This window comes from Campylobacter concisus, assembly GCF_003048775.2.
In the GTDB taxonomy this organism is placed as follows: Bacteria; Campylobacterota; Campylobacteria; order Campylobacterales; family Campylobacteraceae; genus Campylobacter_A; species Campylobacter_A concisus_I.
In genome coordinates this window covers 914554-930353 of sequence record NZ_CP049272.1, presented here as the reverse complement: position 1 = coordinate 930353, position 15800 = coordinate 914554, and the positions used below count along the sequence as shown (strand labels likewise).

Annotated in this window: 16 protein-coding genes; 13 read left to right on the top strand and 3 right to left on the bottom strand. The window is 32.9% G+C overall.

The window, feature by feature from the left end; genetic code table 11:
• The first annotated feature begins 40 nt into the window (after nucleotides 1–40).
• From CVT17_RS04700 to CVT17_RS04650, 11 genes are read left to right on the top strand one after another with little or no spacing between them, the layout of a single operon-like run.
• Nucleotides 41–1561, top strand: coding sequence for a C4-dicarboxylate ABC transporter (locus CVT17_RS04700; protein WP_107858767.1), 1521 nt, complete (start codon nucleotides 41–43; stop codon nucleotides 1559–1561).
• Nucleotides 1558–2205 carry a pilus assembly protein PilO gene (locus tag CVT17_RS04695; protein WP_107858768.1) on the top strand — a complete coding sequence of 216 codons (648 nt, stop codon included), beginning with the start codon at nucleotides 1558–1560 and terminating at the stop codon, nucleotides 2203–2205. Before CVT17_RS04700 ends, CVT17_RS04695 begins: the two co-directional genes overlap by 4 nt.
• Nucleotides 2205–2618: a hypothetical protein gene (locus tag CVT17_RS04690; protein WP_188116659.1), complete on the top strand. Its 414-nt coding sequence runs from the start codon at nucleotides 2205–2207 to the stop codon at nucleotides 2616–2618. Before CVT17_RS04695 ends, CVT17_RS04690 begins: the two co-directional genes overlap by 1 nt.
• Nucleotides 2596–4116 carry a pilus (MSHA type) biogenesis protein MshL gene (mshL, locus tag CVT17_RS04685; protein ID WP_107858769.1) on the top strand — a complete coding sequence of 507 codons (1521 nt, stop codon included), beginning with the start codon at nucleotides 2596–2598 and terminating at the stop codon, nucleotides 4114–4116. Before CVT17_RS04690 ends, mshL begins: the two co-directional genes overlap by 23 nt.
• On the top strand, nucleotides 4109–4936 hold the full coding sequence (locus CVT17_RS04680; protein WP_054196616.1) for an ATP-binding protein: 828 nt from the start codon (nucleotides 4109–4111) through the stop codon (nucleotides 4934–4936). Before mshL ends, CVT17_RS04680 begins: the two co-directional genes overlap by 8 nt.
• On the top strand, nucleotides 4929–5807 hold the full coding sequence (locus CVT17_RS04675) for a transformation system protein (protein WP_107770367.1): 879 nt from the start codon (nucleotides 4929–4931) through the stop codon (nucleotides 5805–5807). The genes CVT17_RS04680 and CVT17_RS04675 overlap by 8 nt, the downstream gene beginning before the upstream one ends.
• Nucleotides 5804–6343 (top strand): hypothetical protein, encoded by a 540-nt coding sequence (locus CVT17_RS04670; protein ID WP_107770368.1) that lies wholly within the window; start codon nucleotides 5804–5806, stop codon nucleotides 6341–6343. The genes CVT17_RS04675 and CVT17_RS04670 overlap by 4 nt, the downstream gene beginning before the upstream one ends.
• A 9-nt stretch (nucleotides 6344–6352) precedes the next feature.
• Nucleotides 6353–8104: a GspE/PulE family protein gene (locus CVT17_RS04665; RefSeq protein ID WP_107858770.1), complete on the top strand. Its 1752-nt coding sequence runs from the start codon at nucleotides 6353–6355 to the stop codon at nucleotides 8102–8104.
• A complete protein-coding gene (locus CVT17_RS04660; RefSeq protein ID WP_107858771.1) occupies nucleotides 8101–9339 on the top strand; it encodes a type II secretion system F family protein in 1239 nt (412 codons plus the stop codon). The genes CVT17_RS04665 and CVT17_RS04660 overlap by 4 nt, the downstream gene beginning before the upstream one ends.
• A 21-nt stretch (nucleotides 9340–9360) precedes the next feature.
• The gene (locus CVT17_RS04655) at nucleotides 9361–9861 is read left to right on the top strand and encodes a PAS domain-containing protein (RefSeq protein WP_072594212.1); all 501 of its coding nucleotides are present in this window, start codon (nucleotides 9361–9363) and stop codon (nucleotides 9859–9861) included.
• Between the two features lie 2 nt (nucleotides 9862–9863).
• A complete protein-coding gene (locus CVT17_RS04650) occupies nucleotides 9864–11123 on the top strand; it encodes a methyl-accepting chemotaxis protein (protein ID WP_103641093.1) in 1260 nt (419 codons plus the stop codon).
• Nucleotides 11124–11132: 9 nt separating this feature from the next.
• On the opposite strand, the gene CVT17_RS04645 is transcribed toward CVT17_RS04650, so the two are convergent.
• The 3 genes from CVT17_RS04645 to CVT17_RS04635 form a co-directional block, all read right to left on the bottom strand.
• The gene (locus CVT17_RS04645; RefSeq protein ID WP_107858772.1) at nucleotides 11133–11627 is read right to left on the bottom strand and encodes a SixA phosphatase family protein; all 495 of its coding nucleotides are present in this window, start codon (nucleotides 11625–11627) and stop codon (nucleotides 11133–11135) included.
• Nucleotides 11627–12436, bottom strand: a complete 810-nt coding sequence (locus tag CVT17_RS04640; RefSeq protein ID WP_107858773.1) for a ferritin-like domain-containing protein — start codon at nucleotides 12434–12436, stop codon at nucleotides 11627–11629. The genes CVT17_RS04645 and CVT17_RS04640 overlap by 1 nt, the downstream gene beginning before the upstream one ends.
• Nucleotides 12437–12544: 108 nt before the next feature.
• Nucleotides 12545–13225 carry an NlpC/P60 family protein gene (locus tag CVT17_RS04635; protein ID WP_107770374.1) on the bottom strand — a complete coding sequence of 227 codons (681 nt, stop codon included), beginning with the start codon at nucleotides 13223–13225 and terminating at the stop codon, nucleotides 12545–12547.
• Nucleotides 13226–13364: 139 nt separating this feature from the next.
• Between CVT17_RS04635 and murA the strand changes: the two genes are divergently transcribed.
• Nucleotides 13365–14633, top strand: a complete 1269-nt coding sequence (gene murA / locus CVT17_RS04630) for a UDP-N-acetylglucosamine 1-carboxyvinyltransferase (RefSeq protein WP_107770375.1) — start codon at nucleotides 13365–13367, stop codon at nucleotides 14631–14633.
• A 2-nt stretch (nucleotides 14634–14635) separates the two neighbouring features.
• Entirely contained in the window at nucleotides 14636–15796 is a 1161-nt protein-coding gene (locus tag CVT17_RS04625) for a molybdopterin molybdotransferase MoeA (RefSeq protein WP_107858774.1), read from the top strand.
• The last annotated feature ends 4 nt before the right edge of the window (nucleotides 15797–15800 follow it).

The following is a 15800-nucleotide window of genomic DNA, read 5'->3' as shown; positions in this document are numbered from 1 at the left end:
TAAAATACAGCCCAATTAGAGCATTATGAGGTAAATTTTTATGTTAAAGCTTAGAAAAATTAACGATAATCCAATCGTTACGCTAGATCCTTATGAATATGAAGGTTTTAGATTTTCTAATAGCAATGTCGATTCGCTAAGTCTCTCAAAGAATATTTTAAAGCGAGACTTCTTTATATCTTACATCGAGTACAAAGATATAATAACAGCTACCATAAACATCTCAAGAACAATAGATGATGAGGATATTGAAAATAATATCTCGATCAAAATTTACGAAGAGCTCTCTCTTGATCCTGCGATTGACTATAAAATAGTTTATTTTGAAAGCAATGTTGAAAAAGAAGATAGAATTTTTAATGTTTTTATTGCTACAAATGAAACGATAAATAAAATTTTTAAAAATATTTCTAAAAGAGTACCTTTTATAGATTATGTCGTTGTAGAGCCGCTTTTATATAGTGCTATATATAAAAAAGGCTTACTTCCTAGCACTCAGAGTGATTGTTTTTTGACATTTAGGGCCGATGAAGCATTTATAAGCATTTATGTAAATGGGGAATACCTTACATCAAGAGGTTTAAGATACACACTAAATTATCTAAAAGATAAATTTATAGAGCAAAGTGGCGAAAGAGTAAGCCTAGAAAGCTTTTTAGATATCCTAAAGACAAGAGGACTTTTAGATAGCAATGAAGAAGGCTTTAGCTACGATCTAAATACTGTTTTTGAGGACTACATATTTTACGTAAATGACACGATAAATGTTGTCAATAGAATCTATAGCATAAATATAAAAAATATCTATATTGACTGTGACTATAAAATAGAGCGTTTTGAAAAATTTATCAATACAAAGCTCGGCACAAATGCTACGAAATTAAATACAAGCACTGTAATAAATTCTAAAAATTTAGCCATTAGCGAACGATATAACATGATGGCTTTATATGCAAATTTTTACAAAAAAGAGGCCTTTAATGCCGATTTTAACTTCTCAAATTTACTTAGGCCTGATCCGTTCACAAAGAGAAAAAGCGGTAAATTTATACTGACATGTGCCGCTGCTTTTTGCCTAAGCATGTCCTATCCATTTTATAATTATATAGCTGGCAGTATTTTAGAGGCAGATTCGCAAAGACTAAGCGATGAGCTTGATGTTCTTAATGCACAAGCAGCACAAATAAGAAATACTCTTGAAATACTAAAAAAAGAGCAAAACGATATAAAAGGATTAACTGATAAAGAGGAAGAGAAGTTAAATTTTAGAAAAGGATTGCTTCAAGAAATTGAAAACAAAAAAGATCACTACGTAATGAAAGGTTTAAATCTTTTTGAAATTACCGATATGATAAATAACAATAGCATTTTTATAACAAATATTAAAAATAATGATAAAAATTTAACTGTAACGGTTGTTAGCGATAATGAAAAAAGGATTACGCAGCTAATAAAAGATATTAGCAAGATGCCTAAATATTCAGTAAATACAAGAAAAATTAAAGAAGATAGGCAAAACAACGAATATGAAAGCAATATAAGTATAGAGATTAGACAATGAGACAAGACGTTTTAAGTAAAATAGATAAGTATTTTGATGCAAAAAAGCAAAGCGAAACAAATATAATTTTTTTGGGTTCAGCTTTAATTATTATTTATATTGTTTATATGCTTTGCTTTGATCCGTCGCAAGATTTTTATGATGAAAGACTTAATGCGCATACTAAAATTAGCAATGATCTTTCAAGAACAAGAGATTATTTAAGATCGACTAGCTCACCTAGTGGGGATAAAAATTTTAAAATAAATGAAGAGTCAAAAATACTTGAAACACTTAAAGGCAAATATTCTAGCGTTTTAAAATTTAATGCTCATTTTGACTTAAAGCTAAAAGAACTATCGTTTTTATTATTTAACGATCAAAATTGGGCAAATTTCTTAGACAATATCGTATCTTTAGCGAAGCAAAATAATATAAAAATTTTAGAGTTAAAAAGTGATATAAAAGAGCCAAATTTCCAAAAAATTGAGCAAATTTTAAATATTGACTTGACATTTTTGGGAGGTTTTAAAGATATACTTTCATATATAAATGGCCTTGAAGAATCAAAGCTAGTGGTTGATCTTCATAAAATGGATGTAAATTCTACCCAAAAAGAGCTTGGCGCTAAGATCTCAATATCTGTTTGGGGGATGAAATACTAATGAAAATAAAAATTTTATTTGCTTTTTTATTTTTAAATATTGCTTTTGCTAATCAGCTTCAAGAGGAAATGGACTCTTATGATAAAATTTTTGAAAAAATAAAGGAAAAAAGAAGCGGTCTTAGTGATATTGAGCTTTCGAGCATAAAAAATCCTTTTAAGCAAGAACCTATCAAGACGGTAACAGATCAAAATTTATCAATTGCCCCTCAAGCTTCAAAAGGGCTTAGTTTAAAAGCAATTTTATTAAACAAAGCAAATATTGATTCCAAGTGGTATGCTGTCGGTGATATTGTTGATGGTTACAAAATAGCCAATATTACTAAAAATAGTGTTTTTTTAGTAAAAGGCGATGAAAAACAAGAGCTAATTTTAAAAAATGGAAGTAAAAATGTTGAGATTAAGATTAAATAAAATATTAATAATAGGTGCACTAATTTGTCTAAATATGAATTATGCTAGTGCCAACGAAAGTAGTTGTTTAAGCAAGAATTTTAATATGAAAATTTCAGATGATGTTGCGCTAGTAGATGTGTTAAATCAGCTTTCAGAGATGTGTAACTTTAGTATTGTTGCAAAGGATACTTATAGTAAAACGGAGCTAAAAGATAAAGTTTTTGGCGTTAATATCAGAAATATGAGTCTTAGCGAAGTTTTTGACCTACTTTTAAGTGAGAAAAATTTAAGCTACGAGTTTTCAAATAATGTATTAAAAATTTCATCTTTAAAAACTCAAATTTTTAAACTAGATTATATAACTTCTATTAGAGAAGGAACTGCTGTCACCCAAGCTTCAGTGGATGCTACTCCATCTGAAATTTCTAGTGGTTCAAGTAGTAGCGATAATTCCCAAGATGATAGTTCTCAAGGCTCAAGCAACCTTATAAAAACTACTGAGAGGTTTGACTTTTGGGAAAAACTAGATGCTGAGCTTAAAGCTATTTTAAATAATAGTAGCGAACATATCACAGCGCCTGATCCTATCATAAATCAAAACGCAGGCCTTATCACTGTTACGGCCACTCCTTCTCAACTTAAGCGAGTCGAAAAATATATAGATGAAATGCAAAAAAGACTAAAAAAACAAGTAATTATTGATGTTTCTATTATTTCAGTTGAATTAAATAATGAATATAAGCAAGGTGTTGATTGGAGTAAATTTGAACTTGGATTTAATACATACATTGGTAATTCAAGAAATAATCCGAGCTCAAGTGCTACTTGGACAAATAAAGGCAATAGCCTAAGTGATGGATTTGGCCGTACATTAAATATCGCAGCTAATTTAAATTTTAGTCTTGATGGAATGATAAATTTTCTTGAAACAAATGGAAAGACAAAGGTTATATCAAGCCCAAAAGTAACAACACTTAATAATCAGCAAGCGCTAATCTCAGTTGGTGATAACATAAACTACCGTGTTCAACAAAAGACCGACAATGGAAACAGCAATAGTGATAGGCTGACAACTACTTATAAACAATACTCTGTTTTTATAGGCATATTATTAAATTTATTACCAGAAGTCTCTGATAATAATAAAATCATGCTTCGAATCAATCCATCGCTTAGTAACTTTAAATACGCAGAAGACGACACAAGACAAAATGCGTTAAGAGAGATTGCTCCAGATACGGTGCAAAAGAAGCTTTCAACTGTTGTTCAAGTTGATAGCGGTGATACTATTATTCTTGGTGGATTAATAGGCCAGACAAAGGGTAAAAATAATACTTCCGTACCTCTTCTTTCTGATATCCCACTTATAGGTGGTATCTTTAAAAGCACAAGAGACAATATAAAAACAACAGAGCTTATCTTTGTCATCACTCCTCATGTGGTTGATTTTAACAAAAAAAAGCCACTTAATCAATCATTAAAAGACTTAGGTTTTTCTAAAACGATCTATGAATAACAAGAATATTTATACAGATATAAAAGATATCTTTATCAACGAAGACGAAGTAGCTGATTTTGTTAATCTAGATAACTCAATCACTTGTTACAATAAGATCGTTTCGGCTCTAAAAAAGCCATTAAAACTTATACTTTTTTATGGCAAGCCTGGTAGTGGAAAGACCTTTTTGTTAAACAAGATAGCCTCTGATCTTCAAAAGGATAAAAAATTAATTTTTTTTCCGCATCCTTTTTTTAGCGAGGCTACATTTATAGAAGCTCTTTGTGAAGATATATACGGAAATAAGCTTGATAATATAAATAATTTTGAAAGTTTTGTCGCACACTACTCAAAAGAATTTAAAAATAAAGATGAAATTTTACAAAACCAAATAGTTGTCATTCTGGATGAAGCACAACTTTATCCTACTGAATTGATCGAAAAAATAAGGCTAATGGCCGATACAAGATTATTTAAATTTCTATTTACTATTCATAAAACTGAAAATGAAGATGTGTTAGCAAAGGACTATTTTCAAACTAGAATTTGGGAGAGTATAGAGCTTGGAAGTGCAAACACGAATGAAATCATAGTTTATTTGCAAAGAAAAATAGGACAAAAAGGCTACGATAAATACCTAAATTTTCAGAAAAAAGACTATGACAAGGCCTATGAGCTTTGTTGCGGAAATTTACGTACACTAAATAAAATTATGTATAAATTTTATGAAATTTGTGAATATTATGAACAAAATCAGCCATCAAAATTAAGTAGCGAGGACGCAAATATTAAAATTTTGACAATGTCTGCACTTGATACAGGAATAATTCATGCTTGAATTACAAGAAATTCAAAGGCTAGAAAAGCTCTATGAAGAGTACGAAAAAAAGAATAAAAATAGCTTTTTAAAATTGTTATCACATAAAAAGTTAGGCCTTTTAATAATTACGGTATTGCTAATTGCTTTTATTTTTGGTGCTTTTTTATTTTTCTCAAATGCTAAAAACAAAAAAGAGACAACTAGTACTCCAGCTTTAGTTGAGAAAAATTTGACAATACAAACAGATATAAAAGAAAAAAACATAACCTTTGCTGAAACTAATGTCAGCAAAAATATTTTAGAAGATGGCAAACAAAAAAGTGAGCAAGCAAAAGAGAGATTTGAATCAGATAAAAAACAAGATGAACTCGCCGAGAAAATAGCTAAAAAGCTAGAACAATCCATAAAGCTGAATGAAGATAGTAAAGAACAAGCATCAGATAAAAAACAAAGAAGTGGTGGCGGTTGGCTAAAGCTAAATTTACCAACTGAAAATGAAAATATGCAAAATGAACAGCCTCTACCAAATGAAGAGATAATAGAATTGGAACCAAAGGCAAAGCCAAAAATTGATATTCAAATTTCAAGTGAAAACAATGAAATTTCTATGCTAAAAGAAAATTTTAATAAAAATAAAAATCCAGAAATCGCCCTTAAAATAGCAAGAAGATGCTATCAAGACAAAAGATATAGCGACACTATAAAATGGGCACTATCGGCAAATAATTTAGATAGTAGCATTGAGGAGTCTTGGGTCATGTTTGCTAAGGCAAAATATATGCTAAAACAAAAAGATGATGCCTTGCGCGCATTAGAAGAATATAATAAAAATAAAAATAAGCCCGAGATAAATGAGCTAATAAATAAGATAAAAAGTGATACGTTGTGAAATTTTTACTTATTATATTTTTATCATTAAATGCCTTTGCGTTTGGGACGGCTGACATTAAAAGTTATTTTGAAAAAGCTGAATATCCTAAAATTTGTAATCAAAAAATACAAGATCTTTTAAAAGATTCACAAAATGAAGAATTTCTTAATATCTTTGGTATATCTTGCTTAAAAATAAATGATATAGATAGGCTCGCTCTTCCAGCAAGCAAGCTATCAAAAACACAAAGCTCAAGAGAGAATGCAGCATATTTTGCTGATATATTGCTTAAAAAAAAGCTATTGCTTCATGCTATCTTGGATGGGGCTGATATAAGCTATATTAGGCTTCCAAAGAGCGATTACATTCTTTCATTTATATTTGATAAATTTGTCAAAAAAGAATACGTTGAGGAGCTTGGTGTATTTATTTTTGAAGAACCAAATTCAGATACAAGATATGAACTTAGTGCAATCGTTGGCTCAAATTTTGCAAAAATGATTTTAAAAATTTTTAAAAATGACGATCTTACTTCGCAGATTGAGTATAGATAAAGAGAAGAGATGAATAACTTAGAAAATTTAACGCTAAAAACATTAGAGCAACTTAATAAACTAAATGATGAGCAAATTTTAAAGATTGCAGAGATAAAAAAAATAAACGAAAAAAGTCTTTTGGCTATCTTGCTTGAAGAAAATATGCTAGAAGAAGAGATTTTTTTTGAAATTCTATCTGATATTTATAGAAGAGGACACACTGACATTGATGAAATTTCAACTAGTCTTCAGATAGATCAAAAACGCTTCATCCAATATGTATGTGATAAATTTAAAATTACATTTTTTGATCTTGATGATATAGACATCGACTACCGTATTAGTGAAAAGCTAAGCACCTCGCAGCTAAGATCATATAATGCGATCCCTGTAAAAGAAGACGAGATAAGCGTTTATGTTGCTTTTAAAAATCCTTTTGATGTGATCATTCAAGATAAAGTTCAAAATTTATTTAACAGAAAGCTATTAAAAGTAGCTTGCGCCGATCCAGCCCAGATAGAAAAATATATAAACAAAATAGCTCTTAATGAAAGCATTAAAGACGTTATTACAGAGATCAGAAAAGAGCTTTCAAGCTCCAGTAGCCAAGGGCAAAGCACAGAAAGTTCTGGAATTTTAAAGCTAATTGAGATAATTTTAAAAACATCTATTCAAAGCAGAGCGAGCGATATTCACATCGAGCCAACCGAGACAAACTGTATCGTAAGAAGCAGGATAGATGGTATGCTAAGTGAGACATTTATATTTGATAAAGATATCTATCCTCCGATGGTAAGCCGAATGAAGCTACTTTCAAATATGGATATCGCGGAGCGTCGCCGCCCACAAGATGGTAGATTTTCAGCTCAAATTTTAGACAAAGAGTACGATTTTCGTATCTCTACACTACCTATTTTAAACGGCGAAAGCATAGTTTTAAGAATTTTGGACAAATCAAAAGTTATCATAAACATTGAAGACCTTGGTATGCATCCAGATAACTTTGCTAAGTTTAAAAAGAGTATGAAAGCACCTTATGGCATCATCCTAGTTACTGGTCCGACAGGATCAGGAAAAACGACTACACTTTATGGTGCATTAAATGATATAAAAAGTGTAAAAACTAAGATTATTACCGTTGAAGATCCGGTCGAGTATCAGCTAAATATGATCCAACAAGTACATGTCAATGAGAAGGCTGGGCTTACTTTTATCTCGGCTCTTCGCTCTATTTTGAGGCAAGATCCAGATATTATTATGATAGGCGAGATCAGAGATCAAGAGACGCTTAGGATCGCAATTCAAGCGGCACTAACTGGTCACTTAGTCTTTTCCACACTTCATACAAATGACGCTATTAGCGCTTTGCCTCGTATGGTTGATATGGGCATTGAGCCATATTTAGTAAGTGGTGCACTAGTTTGCATTGAGGCTCAAAGGCTTGTAAGAAAGCTTTGTCCGTATTGCAAACAAAAAGTCACGCTATCTCAAAAAGCTCTTGATGAGATTAAGAAATTTCTCCCTGAAGATTATCAGTTTTATAAAAGCGTAGGTTGCCAACACTGCTCACAAACCGGATATCTAGGGCGTGAAATGATAAGTGAAATATTATCTATCAGTGATCACATAGCAAGTATCGTAGCAAATAACGCTTCAAAAGAAGAGCTTAAAAAGGCTGCCTATGACGAAGGCTTTATAGATATGTTCCATGATGGCGTTATACGCGCAGCAAATGGTGTAACAACAATCGAAGAAGTATATAGAGTTGCCAAGATATGAAATTTTACGAAATAGAATATATAAAAGATGGCAAACGCCAAAAGATGAGCCTAAAGGCCAATAGCAAAAATGATGTTAAAAATCGTGCAAATATTCAAGGCATGATAGTAAAGATAAAAGAAGCTCAGGTCTCAAGCATTAACAATGACTTTTTGGATTTGCAAGAAAAATTTAACAAAATTTTCTCTTCTTCGAAAGTAAAAATTCCAGCTCTAGTCGCTACCATAAGGCAACTCAGCGTTATGACTAATGCTGGTATATCAATACATGATGGCATAAAAGAGACAGCAAATGCTACTGAGGATAAAAGGCTAAAAACAATATTTCAAACACTAGATGAAGACCTAAATCAAGGCGCAAGTTTAACTCAAAGTATAGAAAATTTTCAAGAAGAGCTAGGTGATGTCACTGTCGCTATGGTAAGGCTTGGAGAGAGCACTGGTAATATGGCTGATGCATTATCAAAGCTAGCTTCTATCTTGCAAGAAGTCTGGGATAACCAACAAAAATTTAAAAAAGCTATAAGGTATCCAATAACCGTAATATGCTCTATAATTTTGGCTTTTATTGTGCTCATGACATCAGTTGTTCCGCAATTTCGAGAAATTTTTAGCCAGCTTAATGCCGACCTCCCCCTTCCTACTAAAATTTTACTAAACATTGAATACATAATGAGCAATTATGGTATATATATAATAGTTGTTCTTGTTGCTTTTGCTTTTTTGCTAAAAAAGCAATATTCAAATGATGAAAATTTTAGGGATAAGGTCGATAAATATCTACTAAAAGTCTATCTTGTGGGCAAGATAATATTTTTTGCAAATATGAGTAGATTTAATCTAATCTTTACAGAGCTTGTTCGCGCAGGACTTCCTATCGCTGATGCGCTAGATACTGCTGTCGTCACCGTATCAAATCAAGATATAAGAAATAAGCTAACTGCTGTAAAAGTACTGGTTGGCCGTGGCATAAGCTTAACCGAGGCCTTTAGGCAAACTGGACTTTATGAGGGTATGCTCATACAGATGATAGGTGCTGGCGAACAAAGTGGTAGCTTAGACGACATGACACAAAAAGTTACTGATTATTATAGAGTGAAATTTAATGATATTATTGATAATATTTCAAACTATATTGAGCCGATACTACTAATATTTATCGCAGCTATGGTGCTTTTGCTCGCCCTTGGTATATTTATGCCAATGTGGGATATGGCGAAAGCTGTTAAAAATTAAATCAACATTTAAAGGAGTAAAATGCCTATAGAAAGAGAATATGGCGTTGATGAGAACGCATTTTTAGTTTCAAAAACGGATACAAAAGGAAGGATTACTTATTGCAACGAGCCTTTTTTAAATATCGTAGGAGTAAAACAAGGTGATCTCTTGGGAAAACCGCACAATATAATAAGGCACACTGATATGCCAAGAGTTATTTTCAAGCTACTTTGGGAACGCATACAAAATAAAGAGGAAATTTTTGCCTTTATTAAAAATAAAACTCTCAATGGTGGATTTTACTGGGTATTTGGCAATATCACAGCCTCGCTTGATCAGCAAGATAATATCGTTGGATACTATTCTGTTAGACGTAAGCCAAATGCAAAAGCAATAGAGATCATAAAACCACTTTATGCAAAATTACTTGAGCTAGAACGAGATGGCGGTATTGAAGCATCTAAAAAATATTTATTAAAATTTTTGGAAGAAAAATCAACAAGCTATGATGAATTTATAAACAACTTGCAAAGGTTCTAGATATGTTTAAGAAAAAATCAAATGCAATAAATGAGATTTTAAGTGTTGTCAAATCGGCAAGCAATGGTATACTAGAGCCTCGCATTGTAAATGTTGGAGAAAAGGACGAGATGTATGAAGTCGCCCTTGGCATAAATGATCTATTAGATCAAGTTGAGGCGCTTCAACGTGAAATTTCAACCTCAGTCCAAGCTGCACAAAACTCAAAAACATATAGAAATATATTTGTAGAAGGGTTTAGGGGTTTATTTAAACGAAATGCCATATCTATGAGCAAGGGTGTCACAGGTATAAAAGACGGCCAAAAAAGCAAGGTTAGAGGTCTTCTATCAAGCGAGCTTGACAAACTTGGAAACGGCATAAATGGCATAAATTATGTAAGAGATGATCTAAACGAAAGTATCAAAAATTTAAGCCAAACGGCAACAGATGCTAGACAAACTGCACAAATAGCAAGAGAAAATATGTCAAACATCGTCGAACTTAGTCAAAACATGGGAGAGCTTGATGGTCTAGTACAAAGCTGCTCAAATGCTACTGGTATGCTAAGCACTAGGGCCTCTGAAATAAGCTCTGTTTTAAATTTAATAAAAGATATTGCCGATCAGACAAATCTGCTTGCTCTTAATGCCGCCATTGAAGCCGCTCGTGCAGGAGAGCACGGACGTGGTTTTGCGGTAGTTGCTGATGAGGTAAGAAAACTAGCTGAAAACACACAAAAAGCCGCAAGCGACATAGAAGTCAATATAAAAACACTTCAGCAAGAGGTAAATGATATCGATGAAAATTCTAAAAAAATCGATGAAATTTCTAAACTAACAACACAAAATGTAGAAAATTTCAAAAAGGTATTGAGCGAGTTTAATGCAAACGCACAAAATACCGCTCAAACATCAAAATATGTCGAAAATAAAACCTTTGCCATAATCGCAAAAATTTCGCAAATCGCTTACAAAACCAAAGTGTACTCTGACCTTATAAACGAGCAAGGATACAGTGAGGAAATACGTAATTTAGCGCAGAGCCTGCTAGACTGGTATGAGAACGAGAGTATAAGCGAACACAAACAAAACAAAAATTTTGATAAGTCAAAAGAGCTTACATCGTCGCTAAATAATGAAATCAAACTCTTGCTCGAGAAGTCAGCCTCTGGCTACAACGAACAAAATTTGAATTATTTTGTTGATAAGTCTAAGAAAATAGAAGATCTAAGCGAGCAAATTTTTACTTCATATAATGAAATTTTTAAAGATAAAAAATAAAGCAATAAATTATCTTTGATGTTTTTTGGGGTGGTCAAAAAATAACGCTTTTGCACCGCCCTCTTTTAACTCACTAAATTTACATCCAAACTCAACGCAAAATATTCCAGAAGTTGGGATATTGTCTATTGACGAATCGCTTAAATACTCGCAAATTTCGGTTATACTTGGGTTGTGCGTGATTATAAAAATTTCATCCAAACTCTCATCTATATTTTTGACAAATTTTAAAAGATCTTCAAAGCTTATATCATAAAGCTCATCTATAAGACTGGTCTCTTCTTTAAATTTTAAAGTTTTAGCAATAATCTTTGCCGTTTGCTCGCACCTTTTAGCACTGCTTGAAAAGATAGCCCCTGGCATCACATCATACATTTTTAGTCTATTTGCCATAAATTTAGCGTCTTCTTTGCCTTTTTGGCTAAGCTCCCTTAAGGAATCTTTAGCTCCGTCCTTATTCTCATCAACCGCTTTTGAATGTCTTATGAAATAAATTTTACTCACTATCTCTCCTTTGAGAAATTCTTTATCAAGCAAAGCTCTTCTTTGCTAAATCCAGCTTTTAAGCGATCTTGCTCATTGATCTCTCTAACATTTTTAAATGAATTTGGATACAAACTTAAGATAATGCCAAAGTAGCTATTTTCGTCAATACCCTCTTTTTTGCAAGCAAATTTAAACCACTTATCGCCTTTATAAACATGAGAGACTTCCTCTTTTAAGATAACTTTTAGGCACTCTATCAGCTCTTCATTTCCGCCCTCACCTTCGAGCCTTTTTATAATATGAGCGTTTGCATCAAGCCTATTTGCCTCCATATATCTTGGCAGTAGTGCCATACGGCTAGTTAGACTATCTGAAGTCTTTTGAAGTGCGATAAAAAGCCCATCATGCACACTTAGCTCGCCGTATCTACCACCACGCTTTAAGAGCAAATTTTCTATCATACAAAAGTGTCTGATCTCATCTTCAGCCACTTCTAGCCAGTCTTCATAAAATTCTCTTGGCAAATTTCTAAATCTATAACAAGCATCAAGCGCGATGTCAATAGCACTAAATTCAATATGAGCTACCGAATGGATAAAATTTAAATTTTTATCCTTTGGCTTTACTTTTTTGTTTAGCTCTTTCATACTAACCACTTCACAAAATTTTGCGTAGCTTGGCGTTATTAGCTCGTTTGGCTTAGAGCTTTCGTAAAAATTTATATTAAAATCTCGTTTAAATTTCTCATAAAATAGCTCAAATTTTAAAAATTTAAGCCCAATCTCGCCTTCATTTAAAATTTCCCAAATTTCATCAAAAAAATTCATATTTTCTCTTTATATAAATCTGTATTTACGAGTGTAAATTTATATAAATAATGCTTAAAATTTGAGCCTAGTATTTGTTTTAAAAGGTTTTTAGTAAAAATTTCTGATTTATTTTGCTTTGCCATATCCAGCAAATCTATTTGCTGCCAAGCAACTTGAGTTTGAACACCTTACAAGGTAGCTATTTATCTCTTGATTTCCTTTTAGATGCACGTTTTTTTGTTTTAGATTCATATAGCTATGAATTATCTTTCCGCCAGAATTATGTATAAATTTTACCGTCTCATCGCCAAGAACAGCTGTAACTATGCCAACATGAGTGATATTTTTCTTATCTTTATTTTTCTGAATGCCCTTGCCAAGAGTATTTGAAAAAAATACAAGATCACCTATTTTTGGATTTTTATGAGTAATTAAATTCTTACTTTCATAAAAATTATAGATCGCTTTTGACTTTCTACCGCCATTATCGTAGTAGCGATTTATTGTCTTTTCATCAAAATACATATTTTGATACTTTGCATTTACGATAGAAACAAATCCTGAGCAATCGCCGCCCGCTCTTGTATTTAGGTATTTTTTAAAAAAAGAACCAAATTTTTTATCTTCTCTATCATTATCTTCATCTATGATTTCACCAATCATTTGCTCACTAAAATCAACACTTGAAGTTACGGTTTGATTTGTTTCATTTTGCGGAGTTGTCGGTTGGTTAGAGGTAAAAGAACAACCTGTAAAAAATATAATGCTAAGTATAAAAAAGATTTTTTTATTTATTGAATTTGACATATTTATATCCAAAATTTTAGTGTTTGCAATTTTAACTTTTAAACGTAAATGAACCGGAAATAGTGCTTTGCTTTCTTTATTCTAAGTTAAAAAGCAATATAATATCGGCAAAAAACATATTTTCTTAAGGCAAAAAACAATGATGCACTATTTAAAGATAAAAGGAAATGCCAAATTAAGTGGCGAAGTAAAAATAAGCGGTGCCAAAAATGCTGCTCTACCGATCATCGCCCTAACCTTACTTGCAAAAAAAAGTGTAAATTTAACAAATATCCCAAATGTCGCTGATATAAAAACGCTTTGCCAACTGCTAACTAACCTAGGAGCAAAGTGCGAATTTAAAGATAAAAACTCACTAAGCATAGACACAAGCAGTGTAAGCTCAACAACTGCAAACTATGATATCGTTAGAAAAATGCGCGCTTCCATCTTGACACTTGGACCGCTTCTTGCACGCTTTGGCCACTGCGAAGTGAGCCTACCTGGAGGATGTGCGATCGGACAAAGACCTATTGATCTGCATCTAAATGCGCTTGAAAAAATGGGAGCAAATATCGAAATAAAGCAAGGCTATGTCGTCGCAACAGCACCAAATGGACTAAAAGGTGCAAAGATCGTTTTTGATAAGATCACCGTAACTGGTAGTGAAAATATCATCATGGCTGCAGCCCTAGCCCACGGCACGACAGAACTTTTTAACGTGGCGCTTGAGCCTGAAGTGGTGCAAATTTGTGAAATTTTGGCTAAGAGTGGTGTTAAAATAGAAGGCATCGGCACAAGCGAGCTAAAGATAACTGGAAGTGGCCAAAAATTGCTTGAAATTTGCGATATTGAAGTAATTCCTGATAGGATCGAAGCTGGCACATATCTTTGTGCTGGAGCTATAACAAATAGCAAAATTTCAGTCACAAAGGCAAATGCTGCACACATGACAGCCATTTTAAATAAATTTGAAGAGATGGGCTTTGGTATCGAAGTAGACGGCGATAAGATCACGATATTGCCAGCAAAAGAGATAAAACCAGTGGAGATAAGAACCACCGAGTATCCGGGCTTTCCAACAGATATGCAAGCTCAATTTATGGCGCTTTGCCTTGCAGCAAATGGCGTTAGCACGATAGATGAGAGGCTTTTTGAAAACCGCTTTATGCACGTTAGTGAGCTTGCTAGAATGGGAGCGGATATTAAATTAAATGGACATATTGCAAGTGTTTATGCACCAGCTAAGCTAAATGCAGCCGATGTGATGGCGACAGATCTTAGAGCAAGCTCAGCGCTGATACTAGCTGCTCTTATAGCAAATGGTGAAAGTTTGGTACATAGAATTTATCACCTTGATAGAGGATATGAAAATTTAGAAGAGAAATTTCAAGGCCTTGGTGCAAATATTATTAGGCTTGAGGAGTAAAAATGCTACTAAATGATGCATTAGATGCGCTTAAATCTAAATTTAAATTAAAAATAGATAGTGAAATTTTGCCTATCAGTATGGCTCTTGGTAAAACATTGGCAAATGATGTAGTGGCGGTAAAAGACTTACCATGTTTTGATAACTCTGCGCTTGATGGCTTTGCTGTGAAATTTGAAGATAAAAATAAGCCATATAAAATAGTTGCAAGTGCCTTTGCAGGCGATAAAGAGCAGCTAAGCATCGGCAAAAATGAGTGCGTTAAGATAATGACTGGCGCGAAGATGCCAAAGGGTACTGATACAATCATAAAGATTGAGGATTGTGTTGTTGAAGGAAATTTTATAAAAGCACCAAATAATCTTAAAAAAGGTGATGGGTATCGCTTTAAAGGCGAAGAGGTAAAGATTGGTGAAATTTTGCTAAAAAGTGGCGAGGTTTTAAACACTAGAGGCATAATGATGCTAGCAGCACAGGGCATAAGTTTTATAAATGTTAAAAAACAGCCTAGTGTTGGAATTTATTCAAGTGGAAACGAGATCATCGAGCCTTGGCAAAGAGCGAGCGAGGATGAAATTTACAATGCAAATGCCTTTGGCATCGCTGCACTTTTAAGCTCCATAGGGCAAGATAGCTCATATCTTGGCATCATAAAAGATAATTTAGACGCCGTAAAACAGGCGTTTTTAAATACTACAAACTATGACATCATTGTCTGCTCTGGCGGAGCAAGTGCTGGGGAGGCTGACTTTATGAAAATAGCTCTAATCGAGCTTGGATACAATGAAATTTTTTCACATATTGATATAAGACCTGGCAAACCTTGCAAGGCTTATGAAAAAGATGGCAAACTTATTTTTGTCCTTCCTGGAAATCCAATGGCAGCTTATGTTTGCATGATGATGCTTGTTTTGCCTCTTTTAAAAGAGGATTGCTTTGTGATGCAAAATGCTATAAATGCACAAAGTTTAAAGGTAAAATCAGGTAGGATCAATGCTATTTTTGGAAATATTGAAAATGATAAATTTATAGCAACAAATAGTGGAAAATACGGCTCTGGCATGATAGATCATATTTTAAAAAGCACTTTTATGTTTTTAACTAGCCCAGATCAAAGCGAAATTTTACAAAATAGTGAAATTTCTCTTATAAAACTTCCATAAAATC